Raw genomic sequence first — 16,775 nt, 5'->3', positions numbered from 1 at the left:
GCTAGAAATTGGAGTTAGGAGTCAGGAGTCAGGAGCCAGGAGCCAAAAGAAGTATTTTTACAAATATGAGATGCTCCCGCCAGATTCTCCCTCAGTGGTTCTGGCTTTCCGATCCCCTCAAAGGGCAATCGGATTGTTGCCTCAATTAGCTTGTTAATTCGTTTTAAAGTTTTCTTGTCTTGCCCTTGCCAATATAATAAATAATCGCCCCAAGCCTCATCCGTCCCTGCTAACTTTCTAGTCATCCAACAAATTTCGCTCCACCACTTTCCCCTGCTTAAACTGAGCAATAGAACGCTCCAAATGGGCAGCATTGGCGGGAGATTTGAGTAAATGAAGTGTTTCCAGCAAACTATTAAAGAACTCTAGCGACATCACCACGGCATCCTCCGCATCCCGTCTCGTGATGATGGTATAGTCCGTATCTTCCCCTACTCTGTCTAAAACAGCCTTGAGGTTATTTCTCGCTTTGCTAAAAGAAACAATATTCATCTACTTGACATTTGTACTACTTACTGTACAAGTATATCAATCCGCAATATATTCGGCAATCGGGCTCTCATATGATGTCCGGTCAATTTACTGGTTCTATGGCTGTGTTACTGGTTTATATCAATTCCGTTCTTCATCCCAATGATATAAACGGAGGAAACGGCAGTGCCGTGTCCTCTATATCATTCCGGTGCAGCCGGAATTCATATTACTGGTTTACTTGTTGACTGGCTGTGCCTCTTAACCCATGTAAGCGACAAGCGAACCGAAGCCGAGCGAAAATTAAATTCGAGGCTCGCTTGTCGCTGTTGAGCGTTACTTTCGTTCTTTGTGAAAGTAACGAGTAACACGAGTAAACAACCAGTAAACGAGTAACTATTGAGGACTAAAAAACTTAGATTTCTTCGTCCAAACCATCTACATCATCTACCTCATCTACATTATCTACATCATCTACATCATCTACCTCATCTACCTCAACAGGAGCGACAGAATTAGCAGAAACCACAGCACCAGTCTCAAGTTTCTTTTTAACTAGCTCCTCAATTTCATTTTTGAAATCGATGTTTTTCTCCATGTGCTGGATCACTTTGTCTCGTCCTTGAGCTATGTTCTCTCCGTTGTAGCTATACCAAGAACCTTTTTTGATGATTACTCCCATTTCGTCGGCCAAGTCAGTCAGACAGCCTAAAGTAGAAATGCCTTTGCCAAATACAATGTCAAATTCGGCAATACGGAAAGGCGGAGCAACTTTATTTTTAGCAACTTTAACTTTCGTGCGGTTGCCGTATTCTTCTGTACCTTTTTTCAAGCTTTGAATGCGGCGAATGTCAAGCCGCACGCTGGCGTAGAACTTGAGTGCGTTACCGCCGGTTGTTGTTTCCGGGTTGCCGTAAGTTATGCCGATTTTCTGCCGCAATTGGTTGAGGAAAATGACGGTACAGCCGGATTTGCCGATGTTGCCGGTGATTTTCCGCAAAGCTTGGCTCATCAAACGCGCTTGCAAACCCATGTGGGAGTCGCCCATGTCGCCTTCGATTTCGGCGCGGGGGACGAGGGCGGCTACGGAGTCAATTACTACGATATCGACGGCGACGGAACGGACGAGTTGATCGACGATTTCTAGGGCCATTTCGCCGGTATCCGGCTGGGAAACTAAGAGATTTTCAATATCGACGCCTAAAGCTGAGGCGTAGGTGGGATCGAGGGCGTGTTCGGCATCCACGAAGGCTGCGATACCGCCGGATTTTTGGACTTCGGCGATCGCGTGGAGGGCTAGAGTTGTTTTACCGGAACTTTCCGGGCCGTAAATTTCAATAACTCGGCCTTTTGGCAAACCGCCGCCCAAAGCAATGTCCAGTGTCAGGGCTCCGGTGGGAATGGTTTCTACCCTCATGCGAGTGGAGTCTCCCAATCGGACGATCGCCCCTTTGCCAAAGCTGCGCTCGATTTGGGAGAGTACGGAAGTTAGAGCTTTTTGCTTTTCTGAGTTTTCAGTGGAAGTTTTTATAGACGCTTCTTTTTTTGCCATTTGCGGTACGCGGGTAGACCCCTTGCGGAGCTTGTTGATTAACTGTACAACACGTATGTTAGCAGTTATTTTTGGGGTCTGGAGGTTCTGGGAGCATTTGGTTGAAGATTCTTGATTTTGGGGTGGTTCAGCCTGCTCCCGCCTTCAGAATGCCCAAGATGTAGAAGATATTTAACTGCTTCCCAGGCTCTGTCTGGGAACCGATGTAAGCGAGGCTCTGCCTCGAAAAGCTTACATTAAAATTGGAGGCAGAGCCTCCGGATCTGTGTTACCAGGCTCTTCCTGGTAACAAGTAATCGCCACAATTAGGACAAGCATGGCATCTACAACACATCAAGACACATCTGTCAATAGCAAAAATTCCGGCTGGTTGATTAACTTATTGGCGATCGGCATTTTACTAGGTATCGGATTTCGGTTCTTTGAAATCGATCGCAAACTGTACTGGCACGACGAAGCCTACACATCAATCCGCGCCGCTGGTTTCACCCGCCAAGAAATCGACGACGAACTATTCCAAAACCGGATTGTTCCCGCACCACAATTGCAAAAATATCAGCGGATTAAACCGGGAACTACAGAAGCAGACACAATTCGTTCTTTAGCACTAGAAGACCCGCAGCATCCGCCTTTATACTTTCTCATGGCTCGTTGGTGGATGCAGGAATTTGGCAGTTCTCTAACAGCATCCCGCACTTTGCCAGCAATATTGAGTTTGCTGTCGCTGCCTTTGATGTACGCTTTAGCTCAGGAACTTTTCGCCTCGAATTTGGCGGCGTTATTAGCAACAGCACTTTTGGCTTTATCACCCTTTGACATATTGTTTGCTCAGACAGCAAGGCAGTACAGTTTGCTGACAGCCACAGTTATTGGCAGCAGTTGGCTGCTGCTGAGAGCAGTGCGGTTGCGAGGTTGGCAAAATTGGGTATTTTACTCGCTGGCGATCGCCCTTGGTTTCTACACTCACCCTTTCTTCAGTTTAACACTCATTGGACACGGAGTTTTTATAATTTATTACTGGTTGTTTGTCAAAAAAACAAAATTGCGAGGTCATGTAACTAATTCCCAATTTTTCTTAGCAGTAACAGCAGGTTTAATATTGTATCTGCCGTGGATTTACGTGCTGGCGACTAACCTGGGACGAGCATCAGCTACGACAGATTGGACGCGAGTATCTCCTGGTTTGCTGTATCTTGTTAAATTGTGGACGCTCAGCTTTACAGCATTATTTTTTGACTTCGACTTAGGCTTTGATAATATTTGGACTTATCTGCTGAGATTGCCATTTTTGCTGTTAATTGCGGCAGCCATTTACCAAATCTGCCACCGGACTAGCAGTTCAACTTGGCTGTTTATTTTAACATCAATTTTTGTACCTTTTTTGATCTTGGCGTTACCGGATCTAATCCTAGGCGGCAAACGTTCGGCCGTCAGCCGCTATCTGATTTCCTGCTTTCCGGGAGTGCAGCTAGCAGTTGCTTACTTGCTCGCAAGTAACGTGAAAACTCAGCAGCGGTTTTGGCAAGTCATTTTAGCGCTGGTATTTACAGCAAGTGTAGCATCCTGTACTGTCAGCGCTTTTTCTGATACTTGGTGGAGCAAAGACTTGAGCTATTTTAATGCTGAAGTTGCGAAAATTATTAACAAAGAGGCGATAGCTAATCGATCGATTAAAGATACAATTGTAATTAGCGATCGCGGCAACGATTTTACGAACATGGGAGATTTGCTGTCTCTGAGTTATTTGCTCGACAAAGACGTGCGGTTGATGCTGCTGAGCCAGTCGCCAGAAATCGAGATGCTGAACAAATATTCGGCTCCCCTGGTGTTCCGCCCTTCGGAAAAATTGATCTCGGCACTCAAGCAAAATCAACGCCGCCTAGAGCCGATATTGGAATATGCCAGACTTTTTCGAGTGCGGCGAGCTTCTTAAACCAATTCCCAAAAGTAGTGATAGCGATACAGATAGATTGTACGCGAGCATTTGTAGGGATACCGCACCGTGCCGTCTCCGACGCTGTAGGGATAGGGCATTGCTCAAGGAGTGTCAACTTAAAGCTGAAAGCCCTGAGAAATCTCGTTTTTACGCTAAGTATAGATCCCCCTAAATCCCCCTGATTGTTGGGGAGTAGGGGTTGACTTTGATCCATTTCCGGTTCCCCTCTTAAGAAGGGGGGCTAGGGGGGATCTAGATTTAATGGTCAAACAGCATTCTCTGGCTGGGTTTGACGTTAAGTTGACACCTATGGACACGGTGCAGTGTCCCTACTTATCTGGGCTGACACACCCGACACGATCAGCAATAATTATTTGAATACTTAGGATTAAACACAATGCAAGAGTTAAATAATTCATCTTCCGAATCCGCCCAGAAGTTTCGCAATCTTCAGGCAGAATTACGCGAACGTTGGCGAGCGATAGAAGAATTCGACAGCGGAGATTGTGACATTATTATCATTCCTTCTGTCAGCTTAGATCAGCAAGAAATGCAGAAAGTTGAGGGTGTTTACCACTACGAAGAGCGGCATTTATTTTCATTGATTCGCCTGCGAAATCCCCGCACGCGCTTAATTTACATTACCTCGGAGCCATTGCACCCGATGATTGTGGATTATTACCTGCAATTGCTGCCGGGAATTCCATTTTCTCACGCGCGCGATCGGCTTTTGCTGTTCAGTGCTTACGATGCATCCGCCAAATCCCTCACCCAGAAAATTTTAGACCGTCCCCGCTTGATGGAGCGCATTCGTCAAGCAGTGCGGCCGACAAAATCTTATATGGTTTGTTATAACTCGACGCCCTTAGAACGCGAGTTATCTGTTAAATTGGGGATTCCTTTGTGGGCCAGCGATCCCGATCTGTTATACTGGGGAACAAAAAGCGGCAGCAGGCAAATTTTTAAAGAATGTGGCGTGCCTTATCCTGACGGTTCTGAGTTGGTTTTTAATGCGGAAGATTTAGCGGAAGCTGCGGGCGCGTTGTGGGAACGGCAGCCACATTTGCAGCGGATCGTAATTAAGTTAAATGAAGGTTTTTCGGGGGAAGGGAATGCAATTTTAGATCTGAAGTCCCTCGCAGGTAAAGCGCCTACAGAAAGAGCGAAGGCAATTGGCGATAGCTTCCATAATTTGCGCTTTCAAGCAACGGGCGAAACCTGGGAAAATTTTAGCAGCCGCATTCCCGAATTAGGGGCAATTGCCGAAGCATTTATCGAAGGAGAAGAAAAGTTCTCGCCCAGCGTTCAAGGCAGAATTGTCCCCAGCGGCGAAGTAGAAATTCTCTCAACCCACGACCAAATTTTAGGAGGCCCAGACGGTCAAATTTTCTTAGGTTGCCGATTTCCTGCCGACGAATCTTATCGAATAGCGTTGCAGGAATTGGGATGGAAAGTAGGGCAAAACTTAGCTAAAAAAGGGGCTTTAGAGAGATTTGGAGTAGATTTTCTCGCTGTAAAGCAATCCGATGGGAAATGGGAGCTTCAAGCAATAGAAATTAACTTACGTAAAGGAGGCACAACTCATCCGTTTATGGCTTTGAAGCTGTTAACAAACGGTCGGTACGATCGTACTACCGGATTATTTTACAGCCAGCAGGGCCGTCCGAAATATTATGTCGCTTCGGACAATTTGAAAAAAGAGCGCTATCGGGGATTATTACCGAACGATTTGATGGATATTATTGCTGACAATCAACTGCACTTTGACAGCGGTACTGAGACGGGCAGTGTGTTTCATTTAATGGGTTGTTTGTCGGAGTTTGGCAAATTGGGAGTGACGAGTATCGGCAATTCGCAGCAAGAAGCTGAGGAGAGGTATAACAAAGTTGTGAAAGTTCTCGATCGCGAAACCTCATACTAAATCTCATTTAACCATTAATTATTTGGTCGTGGAAAATGGCTAATAAGTAATTGGTACTTTAAACTGACAACCGCAGATTTTAATCTGCGGGTTGCGGGTTGTAGCTAATTTTTAGCGGGATAAAGGGGCGTGGGGTCGATCGACCCTGTGCGGTTGAGTGGCCAAAAACGCACAATTGCCCTACCGATGATATTTTGCTTGGGTACAAAGCCCCAGTAATGACTGTCACAGCTTGCGTTGCGGTTGTCGCCGAGCACCAAGTAAGAATTTTGAGCTACAACTACAGGCCCGTAGGGATACTGCGGAATTTCTTCAATATATTTTTCCTGTAGCGGCTGCTTGTTAATAAAAACTTTTCCCTCTCTGACTTCCACACTGTCCCCCGGCAGTCCGATCACTCGCTTGATATAGGCATCTTTGATCGGTGGTGGCTGTCCCGTGCACAAACTAGCCTGGTCAGGAGGCATAAATACGATAATATCTCCTCGCTGGGGCTCTTGGAATCGATAGCTTACCTTATCTATGATTAATCGATCGTTAATTTGCAAGGTTGGGAGCATCGAGCCGGTCGGAATGTAGCGTGCTTCGGCAACCAGGGTGCGGATACCAAAGGCTAAAAATGCTGCTAAGCCGATCGTCTTAATTCCTTCGATCCAAGGATTTTCGGTGTCTTGCGGAGGTTTTTCGTCGGCTGACTTGTCTAGACGAGTCATAGGGTATTGTAGTGACTGAGCTGGATACGAATTATAAACTTAATAATGCTTCCATGCTAGCACGCTGTTTACTGAATTAAGGATATCTTATGACTACCCAATCAAGTTTGTTAATCCGTCGCGCTCGCATTCTTTTGCCCAACGGTGAGTTTTTGGTAGGAGATGTGCAAATCTGCGATCGCAAAATTGTCCAAGTTGCTGCGGAAATTGTCGAATCTGGCGATCGAGAAATAGATGCGAAAGGCTTAACTCTGTTGCCCGGAGTAATTGATCCCCAGGTACACTTCCGGGAACCGGGTTTAGAACACAAGGAAGACTTATTTACCGCTAGCTGTGCTTGCGCTAAAGGCGGCGTGACATCGTTTCTGGAAATGCCGAATACGCGACCTCTGACCACAACCCAAGCTGCCTTAGATGATAAACTAAGTCGCGCTGCCGAGAAGTGTTTGGTCAATTACGGCTTTTTTATTGGGGCTACTCCTGAGATTTTACCCGATTTGTTGGATGCCAATCCGACTCCGGGAATTAAGGTGTTTATGGGTTCGATGCACGGGGACTTATTGATGGATGATGCAGCAAATTTAGAGGTAATTTTTGCGAAGGGCGATCGACTAATTGCGGTACACGCAGAAGACCAAGCTAGAATCAACCAGCGTCGTCAAGAATTTGCTGGTATTACCGATATTGCAGTTCACTCGCAAATTCAAGACAATCAAGCAGCTTTATTGGCAACTCAACTAGCAGTAAAACTTTCTAATAAATATCAGCGCCGACTGCATATTCTGCACCTATCGACAGGAGAAGAAGCTGAGTTTTTGCGCCAGGAAAAACCGAGTTGGGTAACGGCAGAAGTAACGCCGCAGCATTTGTTGTTAAATACCAGCGCCTATCAAAAAATTGGCAGTTTAGCTCAGATGAATCCGCCTTTGCGCGAGCCCCGCGATAACGAAATACTTTGGCAAGCTTTACTAGACGGCGTAATTGATTTTATCGCCACCGACCATGCGCCACATACATTAGCAGAAAAAGCTCAAGATTATCCGAATACGCCGTCTGGAATGCCCGGTGTCGAAACTTCTTTGCCTTTGATGCTGACCCAAGCAGTAGAGGGAAGATGTACAGTGGCACAAGTTGCTAATTGGATGTCGGCGGCAGTTGCTAAGGCTTATAAGATTCCGAAAAAAGGGCAAATTGCACCGGGTTTTGATGCAGATTTAGTCTTAGTTGATTTGGAGAAATACCGCCCGGTAGTCGGCGCAGAGATGGCGAGTAAGTGCGGCTGGAGTTCCTTTGAAGGATGGAATTTGACTGGATGGCCAGTTGTGACTGTTGTTGGAGGAAAAGTTGTTTTTGAAAATGGTAAATTGGATACAAATGTGAGGGGAGAAGCCTTGACATTTGACGCTGAGTAAGCATGAATTTAACTCAAATGTTATAATTGGGTATTCCCGCTCGCAAAGGCGATTTTACCCATGCTTCTCGAAGAACTAGAAACACAACTCCTGGCCTTAACTCCGACTGAGAAAGCTGAAGCCATACGGCTTTTAACCCAAAGTTTAAACAATAGCTGGCCAGGAATTACCAAAACTCCCGACGTGTGTGGCGGCGATGCTTGCATTGCCAAAACTCGCATCCCAGTTTGGCTGCTTGAAAGTTTTCGCCGTGAAGGTTCAAGCGATGCTGAACTTCTACAATTTTATCCCCATCTCCGCGCGGCAGATCTAGTCAATGTTTGGACTTATGCTGATGCACATCTGGAGGAAATCGAAGAAGCAATCTGCAAGAATGAGGAAGCCTGAGTCATGCTGAATTTGTATGCAGACGAACAATTTCCTTTGCCCGTTGTGCAATTGCTGCGCGCTTTTGGTCACAATATCCTGACTGTTCAGGAAGCAGGAAAAGCAGGACTTGGGATTCCAGATCCAGAGGTGCTAGCATTTGCTATAAGCAAAGATAGAGCTGTTTTGACATTAAATCGGTTTGATTTTATCGGGCTGCACAACCGACAGCCAGACCACTCTGGTATTATTGTTTGTACCAAAAATCGGAATGTAGAAATGTTGGCAACACGCATCAATGATGCTATTGCTGGTGAAGAAAGTTTGAGAGGCAAATTGATTCGTGTCAACCGTCCGCAGTAAGTACGCGCTGAGATGTTACACCATTCTCTCTTAACAGGCTGAGTGAGAATGGTGCAACATCTAAATTCGATCGCCCTGTCTCACTTTTCCCATTGCCCATCCAATAACTCGCCATTACCAATTACTTCAATTTGCCGCCCGTTATCTAGATAACTCAAAGAAATTTGCAAATAATTTTCTGGTTTGTACTGCAATCTTTCCGCCCATTCGATCGCCACAATTCCCAAATCCCTTTCTAATCCGTCCCAATAACTTTCTAAGTGCAAAGCCTCGGCTTCTTGGGGTTCTAGTCGATACAAATCTAGATGATACAGCGGAATTCGTCCTCCAAAATACTCGTTAATCAGCGTAAAAGTAGGACTTTCGATCGAGTCGGAGATTCCTAAACCTTCAGCGATACCTTGAACCAAGGTAGTTTTGCCTGCACCTAAATCTCCTTGTAATAAGATTACAGTGCCGGGGGGGAGCGATCGACCTAACGCAAAACCAAACTTGCGCGTAGCTTCAGCATCTGGAAGAGAAAGTATCATTTTAGTTATTTGTTATCTGTTATTAGTCATTTGTTATTTGTTATTTGTTACTCGTTTGGATCGGCCAATAACCAATAGCCAATAACATGAGTGAACAGTCAACTGTCAACTGTCAACTGTCAACTGTCAACTGTCAACTGTCAGCAGCTTAAATGTTTTGCGCGCGGCCGTACCAACGCAGCAACATCCCCGCCAACCTTTGCGAATTGTGGCGAATTAAACCCGTATTTTTATCTTCATCCATGACATTTGCGATGACAATTCGCCGCCCCAATTGCGTTACGGCTTCTCGATCGAGTACAACCGGATAAGAATCCTCCTGAGAATAGCGAATCAAAGCCTTTGCAGAAGGGACTTTTCCTTGAACTACTACAGCATCGAACAGCGGCCTGCCGCAAGCGCGGTCGATCGCCCGAATGTGGTCTGCAACACTGTATCCGTCGGTTTCCCCCGGCTGAGTCATAATATTGCAAACATAAATGCGCGGAACTTCGCTGTTGGCGATCGCATCAGCAATTTCCGGCACCAACAAATTCGGAATGACACTCGTATAAAGACTCCCCGGCCCAATAATGATAAAATCCGCTTCCCGAAGTGCTTGGGCTACCTTGGGCAACGCCGGAGGATTAGCAGGAGTGCAGCCAATTTTGATGATTTGGCCGTTAGCTTTTGTAATACTGGACTCCCCCTCAATCCTGCGGCCGTCAGCCAGTTCTGCCCACAAAGAAACGTCGCTCAGAGTAGCCGGCAGCACCTCTCCCCTCACTGCTAAAACTTTAGAACTCGCGGCGATCGCCTGTTCCAAATCTCCAGCAATATCGCTCATCGCCGTCAAAAACAAATTCCCAAAACTGTGACCCACCAAACCGTCACCAGCCCGGAAACGATATTGAAATAACTCAGTCAATAACTTTTCCTCATCTGCCAAAGCAGCCAAACAATTGCGAATGTCTCCCGGCGGCAATACCCCAATTTCCCGTCGCAGCCGCCCGGAAGACCCCCCATCATCCGCCACCGTGACAATAGCAGTGATTTTGGCGCTGTAGTCCTTCAATCCCCTGAGCAAATTAGAAAGACCGGTACCGCCCCCAATTGCCACAATTTTCGGGCCGCGGTGCAAGCGGCGGTGGTTGAGGAGTCGATCGACCAGTTCCTCATTCCCTTCGGGCATCAGCACTTGGGTAATAGAGTTCAAACTGCGAGTTTGTCCCCACAGAATTAATAAAATCCCGCCAGCAATCACGATCGGGCCCGACACGTAATTGGGAATAACTTCCGCAATCCACGCCAAAAAATTTCTCAATAATTGCAATAAGAAGAAAATGGGAGTCATCCCAGTCCAAATCGCTAAACCCAAAGTGGCAAGTACCACGCCGCTGGCACTAATCAGCAGCCACCGTTTCACTAACAGTCCGGGGGCTAACCACTTAAACCACTGGTGAACTCGCCCGTTCCGCAAAGAAGGGGGGTAAGGATTTCTGGATTGGGCAAAAACCTGCTTGGCTTTAGCCAAGACACGGAGGGCTTTAGGAAGTGAACTAATTGACATGGTTAATTAGTCTTAAGGGTATTGGAACAGCTCGATCTGACAAATTTACAATACAAGAGAGTTTTGATTCTGGCAGTCAATTTAAGTAATTAGTGATTAGTCATGAGTCATGAGTCATTAGGTAGACTGATGACTGAGGACTGATAACTTATTGATAACATGCTATGGCTGAGCCACTAATCGAACTCAAGGGGGTAAGTAAGTCCTTCGGCCAGAACCAGATCCTCGATCGAGTCGATCTGAGGATTTATCGGGGAGAGGCCCTGGCAATTATTGGCCCTTCGGGGACGGGCAAATCTACTATTTTGCGGATAATTGCGGGTTTGTTGGCCCCGGATGCCGGTGAGGTTTTTGTTCAGGGACAGCGCAGGGTGGGATGGGTGGACGACGTGGCAGATCCGATCGGAATTGGGATGGTGTTTCAGCAAGCGGCTTTGTTTGATTCGCTGACGGTGGAGGAGAATGTCGGTTTTTTACTTTACCAGCATTCTAAGCTGCCGCGCCGCCGCATTCGGGAATTGGTGGAGGAAAAGTTGGAGATGGTGGGTTTGCCGCGAATTGGCGAACGCTATCCGGCGCAGTTGTCTGGGGGAATGAGGAAGCGGGTAAGTTTTGCCCGCGCTATCATGGCGAATCCTGATAATGACAGGGATAATCCAGAGGTTTTGCTGTACGACGAACCGACGGCGGGTTTAGATCCGATCGCTTCGACGGTAATTGAAGATTTAATCCGCGACTTGCAGGCTGCCCAAGGTGTTTGCAGCACTTATGCGATCGTCACTCACCAAGACAGTACCATCCGCCGCACTGCCGATCGCATCGTATTTCTCTATCGAGGCAAAGTGCAGTGGGAGGGAACTGTCAATGACATTGCATCGACAGATAATTTACTTATCCGACAATTTTTTAGCGGCAGTGTTACTGGGCCAATTCAAGCGCTTGGATAGTCAATTGTCAATTGTCAGTTGTCAGTTGTCAGTTGGCCGTTGTCAGTTGGTCGTGGTCAATTGTTTGTCTTGTTGGGAGATAGTATATGTCACAAACAAACTTTCAGAAGTTAGATGTTTATAAATTAGCTGAAAAATTCGCTGATGAAATTTGGAATATTGTTATAAAATGGGACGCATTAGCAAAAGATACTGTCGGCAAGCAAATTATTCGATCGGCTGATAGTATTGGTGCTAATATTGCTGAAGGAGATGGTCGAGGTAGCTATCAGGATCATCGGCGATTTATCAAGATTGCCAGAGGTTCTTTATATGAAACAAAGCACTGGTTGAGACGGGCTTATACTAGGCAACTACTAACAAGTACGCAAGTAGAAACACTCAAGCCAATTATTGACGAACTCTCGCCAAGGCTAAACGCCTATCTAAAATCTATAGGCAACACATCAGACAAAAATTAACAACTGCCAACTGCCAACTGCCAACTGCCAACTATCAACTATCAACTGCCAACTATCAACTGCCAACTGCCAACTGTCAACTGCCAACTATCAACTGCCAACTGCCAACTGCCAACTGCCAACTATCAACTGCCAAAGGAGGTAATATGCAATCGCGAACTGTAAGAGAAGGTTCTGTCGGGTTCTTAATTTTAGTAGGAATCGGTTTATTTGGCGGCTTAGTGCTCTGGCTGCGGGGCGTGCAGCTAGGGAACCGCAGCTACAAATTCGCCGTAGAATTTGGCAGCGCCCAAGGAATGCAAATAGGCACGCCCATCAGGTATCGTGGGGTTGCAGTCGGTAAAATTACCGCCCTCCAACCGGGTTCCAACGGCGTAGACGTGACGCTGGAGATTGCCCCCGGTACTTTAGTGATTCCCAGGGATGTTACGATCGAAGCGAATAAATCGGGTTTAATTGGCGAATCGTCGATCGACATTACCCCCAACTCGATTTTGCCAGAATCATTACTTACCGCCAATCCCGTTAGTGCCGACTGTCCCCCGGAGATTATCTGCCAAAATTCGCGCTTAAAAGGTCAAGCTGGAGTCACTATCGACGAACTAATTAAATCCACAGTCCGCCTAGCTAATTTATACACTGACCCCGCGCTGTTTAACAATATTAAATCTCTGGCAGAGAATACAGCAAACACAGCTAAAGGTGCAGCTAAACTCACTCAAGATTTATCGAATTTAACTAAGACTTCCCAAGCGGAAATAAAAAACTTGAATCAATCTGTAAGGGGAGACCTGGGCAGCTTAAATCAATCATTAAAAACCGAAATAGCAAGTTTAAATCAATCATTAAAGGGGGAAGCAAGCACCTTAAATCAATCATTAAAGGGGGAAGCAAGCACCTTAAATCAATCGCTCAAGACGGAAATATCAGGAGTTGCCGCTGATGTTTCTAAAGTAGCAGCTACGGCGGACACTTCCACAAAAGCCGTATCTGCAGCTGCGATTAATTCTGCTAATTCAGTAACTCAAGCAGCCAATCAAATTACATTGACAGCCAACCAAGTCAATTCTTTAGTAGCAACCAACCGCGGCAGTTTAGTCTCAACTCTGAATAACATCAATCAAAGCAGTCAGGAACTGCGGGTAGCTGTCAGCAGTTTGAGTCCGACAATTAATCGAATCAACCAAGGACAATTGCTGAACAATTTAGAAGTTTTATCAGCGAATGCTGCCCAAGCTTCTAGTAATTTGCGAGATTTATCCAGCCAGGTAAACAATCCCGCCAATTTGCTATTATTGCAGCAAACTCTAGATTCTGCACGAGCTACATTTCAGAACGTGCAGAAAATTACTTCCGACGTGGATGATTTGACGGGAGATCCGGCTTTCCGCAACAACATTCGCAGGTTGTTCAACGGATTGGGAGGCTTGTTGGGTTCGACAGAACAACTGCGACAGCAAGTTAAAGTGACTCAAACATTAGCTCCCCTTTCTGAGAAAGTAAATGCGAGTACACCTCCCAGAGATTCATCAGTAGATCCTGGATTTCCTCGCTTGCAAAAACAGCCCAAATTGCCTGTGATACCTTCTCAAACTGCCCGGTCAGTAGAACCAGTTGCTCCCGAAAAGACCCATTAAAACAGGGTATCATTGAATAACCGCCCTTGCACAAAAGTCAGGGCTGTTTCATTCTCGGTAGGGGCCGTGCCCCCGTGCCGGCCCTCTTGGTCTGATCTGCCGATCGAATCCTCTAGGTCGGGGGTAGGCACGGGGAGTAGGGGTAGCACTACCCCTACAAAATTCATGTTTTTGGTGAGAATGAAACAGCCCTTGCACAAAAGTGGCGATATACTCTAATTAGTAACCAGCGCAATACACACCCAGATTACAGCTAGTTAATAAGGTGCGCCTTTCGCACCCCGGCATTAAAGTTATTGTCCAAATCCTATTAACAAAAAACTCTTTCTATCGAAACAAGGAAAACCAATGACGCAAACATTATCGAAACCGGACGTAACCAAAAGTCAGTATAATATAACTTGGGAAAAATTGCCAGATGACTTTAAATTACCAGACGATCCTGTGGAAAACATCGACCAACCACTTTTAGCCGCGGCCCTCCGAGAAGCTTTGGATCTCGCAGGATTTATCCTAGCTTCAATGCTAATAGCTTCCAATTTTGGACTCTGTGCCAAAGTTAACGGCAAAACAGTAGTAAAAGCCCCTGATTGGGTGTACGTTCCGTCGGTATTGCCAGCAGAACCAGGAGAAGTTCGCCGCAGTTATACGCGCAATGCTGAGGGAGAAGTACCTGCTGTAGTGATGGAATTTTTATCGGATACTGACGGCAGTGAATATTCAAACAAACCGACATATCCTTACGGAAAATGGCGGTTTTATGAGCGAATTTTGCAAGTACCGATTTATGTAATTTTTGAACCTAAGTCGGGAGTATTGGAAGTGTACAAACTCTCGAATTCTGGAGAGTACGAATTGCAAGAACCGGATGCTAATCAGCGATTATGGATAGAATCAATGGGTTTATTTCTGGGGGTTTGGGAAGGTGAAAAATCTCAGAGAACGGGTTATTGGTTGCGCTGGTGGGATGAGAATGCCAATTTGCTGCTGTGGGGTGCGGAACGGGTGGAACAGGAACGCCAGAGGGCCGAAGAGGAACGCCAGAGGGCCGAAGAGGAACGCCAGAGGGCCGATCGATTAATGGCATACTTGAGAAGTCAGGGCATTGATCCTGATGGCATTTGAAGGTGTAGGGTTCGCGCGATCGAACAAAAGTTAATAAAATTGAGAAAACCGTTGCGCTCTCAAAAGCTTAATCTAAAAAAAGGATAAGGAGAAAATATGACACAAACAGCAGTCAAAAACTCTGTCACCGATAGTTGCCTGACTCTAAGAGGAGTGAGTTGGTCGCAATTTGAATCGCTAGAAGCCGCTTTTGAGTCTGTCGGCGGTATCAAATTTGCTTACTTAGATGGAATTTTAGAAATTATGACAGTTAGCCCCGAACATGAAGAGACAAAGGGTACTATCAGGGCTTTATTAGAAGCATACCTGAGAGAAAAGGGCATCCGGTTTTATATCAAGGGCGGGCCGACTTTGGGTAGTAAAGAACTGGGGGCGAGAAAGGAGCCTGATGAATCATATAATTTGACGACTAAAAAGGCAATTCCCGATTTGGCGATCGAAGTTGTATTCACCAGCGGTGGCATCGATAAACTTCAACTATACAAGCGGTTGGGCATACCCGAAGTTTGGTTTTGGGAAGATGGAGTGCTGAGTATCTATTATTTGAGGGAGGAGTACGAAAAAGTCGATCGCAGCGAGTTGTTACCGGAGTTAGACATTGCTTTGTTAGTGAGATATGTAACTTACTTCGATCAATATGATGCTGTTACTGAATTCATCAAGGCTTTGCGGGAATAAGAGGAATTTAAAAGTGCGATCGCTGCGGATGTGTAGTCAAAAATAGATAATACCATAAGCCCGACTTCTTGAAGAAGGCGAGGCTCTCAAGCACGAGAGCGTTTTACGTTTAATTAAATTAACCTACTTAGTTGCTGAAAACAAGTTTATAATAGATATACAACTCACAGGAAGCACGACCATGACAACAGTCGTTCCCACCCTCCAAACTTCTGAAATCGTATACCCTAGCGCTGATGGAGAACCATTGGCAGAAACTTACGACCATGTTTACGCAATCTTAACTACTTTAGAAGTCTTAAAACAATACCTCGGAGACCGTCGAGCTACTGTTTTAGCCAACCAATTTTTATACTACGCTCAAGGTTTCCCAAAAGTCCGCGTAGCACCAGACGTGATGGTGATTTTTGATGTGGAACCGGGTGGCAGAGATAATTACAAAATCTGGGAAGAAGGTCAAGTGCCGAAAGTGATTTTTGAAATTACCTCACCAGGTATTAAGTCGGAAGATCAAAATAATAAAAAAGACTTGTACGAAAGGTTAGAAGTTCAGGAATATTGGTTGTTTGACCCTAGAGGTGAATGGATTCCCGAACAATTGCGGGGGTACCGACTGGGAGTAGAGGGGTATCAATTAATTAGAGATAATCGCAGCGATGTATTGCAACTGCGGTTAGAAATAGAGGGAAAAATTCTTGGGTTTTATCGGGAAGATAATGGAGATAAATTATTGATTCCCGATGAATTGGCTTCAGCTTTAAAAGCGGAACGGCAACGGGCTGCTGAACTCGAATCTTTGCTAGCGCGTTATCGAGAACAATTTGGAGAATTGCCGGAGGATAACGGCTAAAGATGCAGGGGTGCGATCGCGCTTGACCAATTCGATCGCACTTTTATTTCTCAAGTAAATTGTTAGTGGAATGACGATCTGTCACAGCCGGGGCAAATTAGATGAGCAAGGATTAGGGGATGCGTAAGTCCTGTATCATCAGAAAAATGGGTAGAAACCCCGTCCTTCTAGGACGGCTTTACAATTGAATTTGCAATGCGCCACGAGTTGTAGGACAAAAACTTACAATCTGCGGGCGATGCGTTTTGAGTTAGACGCTTGCCT

At 45.8% G+C, this 16,775-nt stretch carries 17 protein-coding genes; 11 read left to right on the top strand and 6 right to left on the bottom strand.

The genetic code is table 11. The features are described 5' to 3' along the window. Positions 1–14: 14 nt before the first annotated feature. The 3 genes from QUB12_RS22385 to recA form a co-directional block, all read right to left on the bottom strand. Positions 15–245 (bottom strand): type II toxin-antitoxin system YoeB family toxin, encoded by a 231-nt coding sequence (locus QUB12_RS22385; protein WP_333308439.1) that lies wholly within the window; start codon positions 243–245, stop codon positions 15–17. Then, a complete protein-coding gene (locus QUB12_RS22380) occupies positions 238–492 on the bottom strand; it encodes a type II toxin-antitoxin system prevent-host-death family antitoxin (protein ID WP_333308437.1) in 255 nt (84 codons plus the stop codon). Before QUB12_RS22380 ends, QUB12_RS22385 begins: the two co-directional genes overlap by 8 nt. Before the next feature lie 394 nt (positions 493–886). Then, complete coding sequence (gene recA / locus QUB12_RS22375) at positions 887–2,023, bottom strand: recombinase RecA (protein WP_333308435.1); 1,137 nt, start codon at positions 2,021–2,023, stop codon at positions 887–889. Positions 2,024–2,339: 316 nt separating this feature from the next. Between recA and QUB12_RS22370 the strand changes: the two genes are divergently transcribed. Next, a complete protein-coding gene (locus tag QUB12_RS22370; protein ID WP_333308433.1) occupies positions 2,340–3,956 on the top strand; it encodes a glycosyltransferase family 39 protein in 1,617 nt (538 codons plus the stop codon). A 400-nt stretch (positions 3,957–4,356) separates the two neighbouring features. Beyond that, the gene (locus tag QUB12_RS22365; RefSeq protein ID WP_333308431.1) at positions 4,357–5,880 is read left to right on the top strand and encodes a peptide ligase PGM1-related protein; all 1,524 of its coding nucleotides are present in this window, start codon (positions 4,357–4,359) and stop codon (positions 5,878–5,880) included. A 104-nt stretch (positions 5,881–5,984) separates the two neighbouring features. Here QUB12_RS22365 and lepB read toward each other — a convergent pair whose 3' ends face one another. Continuing rightward, entirely contained in the window at positions 5,985–6,593 is a 609-nt protein-coding gene (gene lepB, locus QUB12_RS22360; RefSeq protein ID WP_333143576.1) for a signal peptidase I, read from the bottom strand. 89 nt (positions 6,594–6,682) lie between these two features. Between lepB and QUB12_RS22355 the strand changes: the two genes are divergently transcribed. Genes QUB12_RS22355 through QUB12_RS22345 form a run of 3 tightly spaced genes read left to right on the top strand, consistent with a single transcriptional unit; the run spans position 6,683 to position 8,734 of the window. Next, on the top strand, positions 6,683–8,005 hold the full coding sequence (locus tag QUB12_RS22355; RefSeq protein WP_333143575.1) for a dihydroorotase: 1,323 nt from the start codon (positions 6,683–6,685) through the stop codon (positions 8,003–8,005). Positions 8,006–8,065: 60 nt separating this feature from the next. Further along, positions 8,066–8,392: a DUF433 domain-containing protein gene (locus tag QUB12_RS22350; RefSeq protein ID WP_333143574.1), complete on the top strand. Its 327-nt coding sequence runs from the start codon at positions 8,066–8,068 to the stop codon at positions 8,390–8,392. Positions 8,393–8,395: 3 nt separating this feature from the next. After that, entirely contained in the window at positions 8,396–8,734 is a 339-nt protein-coding gene (locus QUB12_RS22345; RefSeq protein ID WP_333143573.1) for a DUF5615 family PIN-like protein, read from the top strand. An 80-nt stretch (positions 8,735–8,814) separates the two neighbouring features. On the opposite strand, the gene tsaE is transcribed toward QUB12_RS22345, so the two are convergent. Next, positions 8,815–9,264 carry a tRNA (adenosine(37)-N6)-threonylcarbamoyltransferase complex ATPase subunit type 1 TsaE gene (tsaE, locus tag QUB12_RS22340; protein ID WP_333143572.1) on the bottom strand — a complete coding sequence of 150 codons (450 nt, stop codon included), beginning with the start codon at positions 9,262–9,264 and terminating at the stop codon, positions 8,815–8,817. Positions 9,265–9,412: 148 nt separating this feature from the next. Beyond that, positions 9,413–10,813 carry a gluconeogenesis factor YvcK family protein gene (locus QUB12_RS22335; RefSeq protein ID WP_333143571.1) on the bottom strand — a complete coding sequence of 467 codons (1,401 nt, stop codon included), beginning with the start codon at positions 10,811–10,813 and terminating at the stop codon, positions 9,413–9,415. Positions 10,814–10,977: 164 nt separating this feature from the next. Here QUB12_RS22335 and QUB12_RS22330 point away from each other — a divergent pair, with 164 nt between their 5' ends. The 6 genes from QUB12_RS22330 to QUB12_RS22305 all read left to right on the top strand — a co-directional run bounded on the left by QUB12_RS22330 (position 10,978) and on the right by QUB12_RS22305 (position 16,511). Then, positions 10,978–11,760, top strand: coding sequence for an ATP-binding cassette domain-containing protein (locus QUB12_RS22330; protein ID WP_333056232.1), 783 nt, complete (start codon positions 10,978–10,980; stop codon positions 11,758–11,760). Positions 11,761–11,846: 86 nt separating this feature from the next. Next, a complete protein-coding gene (locus tag QUB12_RS22325) occupies positions 11,847–12,221 on the top strand; it encodes a four helix bundle protein (RefSeq protein ID WP_333308429.1) in 375 nt (124 codons plus the stop codon). Positions 12,222–12,367: 146 nt separating this feature from the next. Then, complete coding sequence (locus QUB12_RS22320) at positions 12,368–13,858, top strand: MlaD family protein (protein ID WP_333308427.1); 1,491 nt, start codon at positions 12,368–12,370, stop codon at positions 13,856–13,858. 348 nt (positions 13,859–14,206) lie between these two features. Beyond that, complete coding sequence (locus QUB12_RS22315; RefSeq protein ID WP_333308425.1) at positions 14,207–14,983, top strand: Uma2 family endonuclease; 777 nt, start codon at positions 14,207–14,209, stop codon at positions 14,981–14,983. Between the two features lie 96 nt (positions 14,984–15,079). Beyond that, entirely contained in the window at positions 15,080–15,661 is a 582-nt protein-coding gene (locus tag QUB12_RS22310; RefSeq protein WP_333308423.1) for a Uma2 family endonuclease, read from the top strand. Positions 15,662–15,842: 181 nt separating this feature from the next. Beyond that, on the top strand, positions 15,843–16,511 hold the full coding sequence (locus QUB12_RS22305) for a Uma2 family endonuclease (RefSeq protein WP_333308422.1): 669 nt from the start codon (positions 15,843–15,845) through the stop codon (positions 16,509–16,511). Positions 16,512–16,775 lie beyond the last annotated feature (264 nt).

It is taken from the genome of Microcoleus sp. B7-D4, from assembly GCF_036705125.1.
Classification (GTDB): Bacteria; Cyanobacteriota; Cyanobacteriia; order Cyanobacteriales; family Microcoleaceae; genus Microcoleus.
The sequence above is the reverse complement of the archived record's forward strand: the minus strand, read 5'-3'. Positions and strand labels throughout refer to the sequence as shown.

Bases quoted from the DNA above. Each gene is read 5' to 3' on its own strand.
- QUB12_RS22385 (WP_333308439.1), bottom strand. From the start codon at position 245: ATGACTAGAAAGTTAGCAGGGACGGATGAGGCTTGGGGCGATTATTTA.
- QUB12_RS22380 (WP_333308437.1), bottom strand. From the start codon at position 492: ATGAATATTGTTTCTTTTAGCAAAGCGAGAAATAACCTCAAGGCTGTT.
- recA (WP_333308435.1), bottom strand. From the start codon at position 2,023: ATGGCAAAAAAAGAAGCGTCTATAAAAACTTCCACTGAAAACTCAGAA.
- QUB12_RS22370 (WP_333308433.1), top strand. From the start codon at position 2,340: ATGGCATCTACAACACATCAAGACACATCTGTCAATAGCAAAAATTCC.
- QUB12_RS22365 (WP_333308431.1), top strand. From the start codon at position 4,357: ATGCAAGAGTTAAATAATTCATCTTCCGAATCCGCCCAGAAGTTTCGC.
- lepB (WP_333143576.1), bottom strand. From the start codon at position 6,593: ATGACTCGTCTAGACAAGTCAGCCGACGAAAAACCTCCGCAAGACACC.
- QUB12_RS22355 (WP_333143575.1), top strand. From the start codon at position 6,683: ATGACTACCCAATCAAGTTTGTTAATCCGTCGCGCTCGCATTCTTTTG.
- QUB12_RS22350 (WP_333143574.1), top strand. From the start codon at position 8,066: ATGCTTCTCGAAGAACTAGAAACACAACTCCTGGCCTTAACTCCGACT.
- QUB12_RS22345 (WP_333143573.1), top strand. From the start codon at position 8,396: ATGCTGAATTTGTATGCAGACGAACAATTTCCTTTGCCCGTTGTGCAA.
- tsaE (WP_333143572.1), bottom strand. From the start codon at position 9,264: ATGATACTTTCTCTTCCAGATGCTGAAGCTACGCGCAAGTTTGGTTTT.
- QUB12_RS22335 (WP_333143571.1), bottom strand. From the start codon at position 10,813: ATGTCAATTAGTTCACTTCCTAAAGCCCTCCGTGTCTTGGCTAAAGCC.
- QUB12_RS22330 (WP_333056232.1), top strand. From the start codon at position 10,978: ATGGCTGAGCCACTAATCGAACTCAAGGGGGTAAGTAAGTCCTTCGGC.
- QUB12_RS22325 (WP_333308429.1), top strand. From the start codon at position 11,847: ATGTCACAAACAAACTTTCAGAAGTTAGATGTTTATAAATTAGCTGAA.
- QUB12_RS22320 (WP_333308427.1), top strand. From the start codon at position 12,368: ATGCAATCGCGAACTGTAAGAGAAGGTTCTGTCGGGTTCTTAATTTTA.
- QUB12_RS22315 (WP_333308425.1), top strand. From the start codon at position 14,207: ATGACGCAAACATTATCGAAACCGGACGTAACCAAAAGTCAGTATAAT.
- QUB12_RS22310 (WP_333308423.1), top strand. From the start codon at position 15,080: ATGACACAAACAGCAGTCAAAAACTCTGTCACCGATAGTTGCCTGACT.
- QUB12_RS22305 (WP_333308422.1), top strand. From the start codon at position 15,843: ATGACAACAGTCGTTCCCACCCTCCAAACTTCTGAAATCGTATACCCT.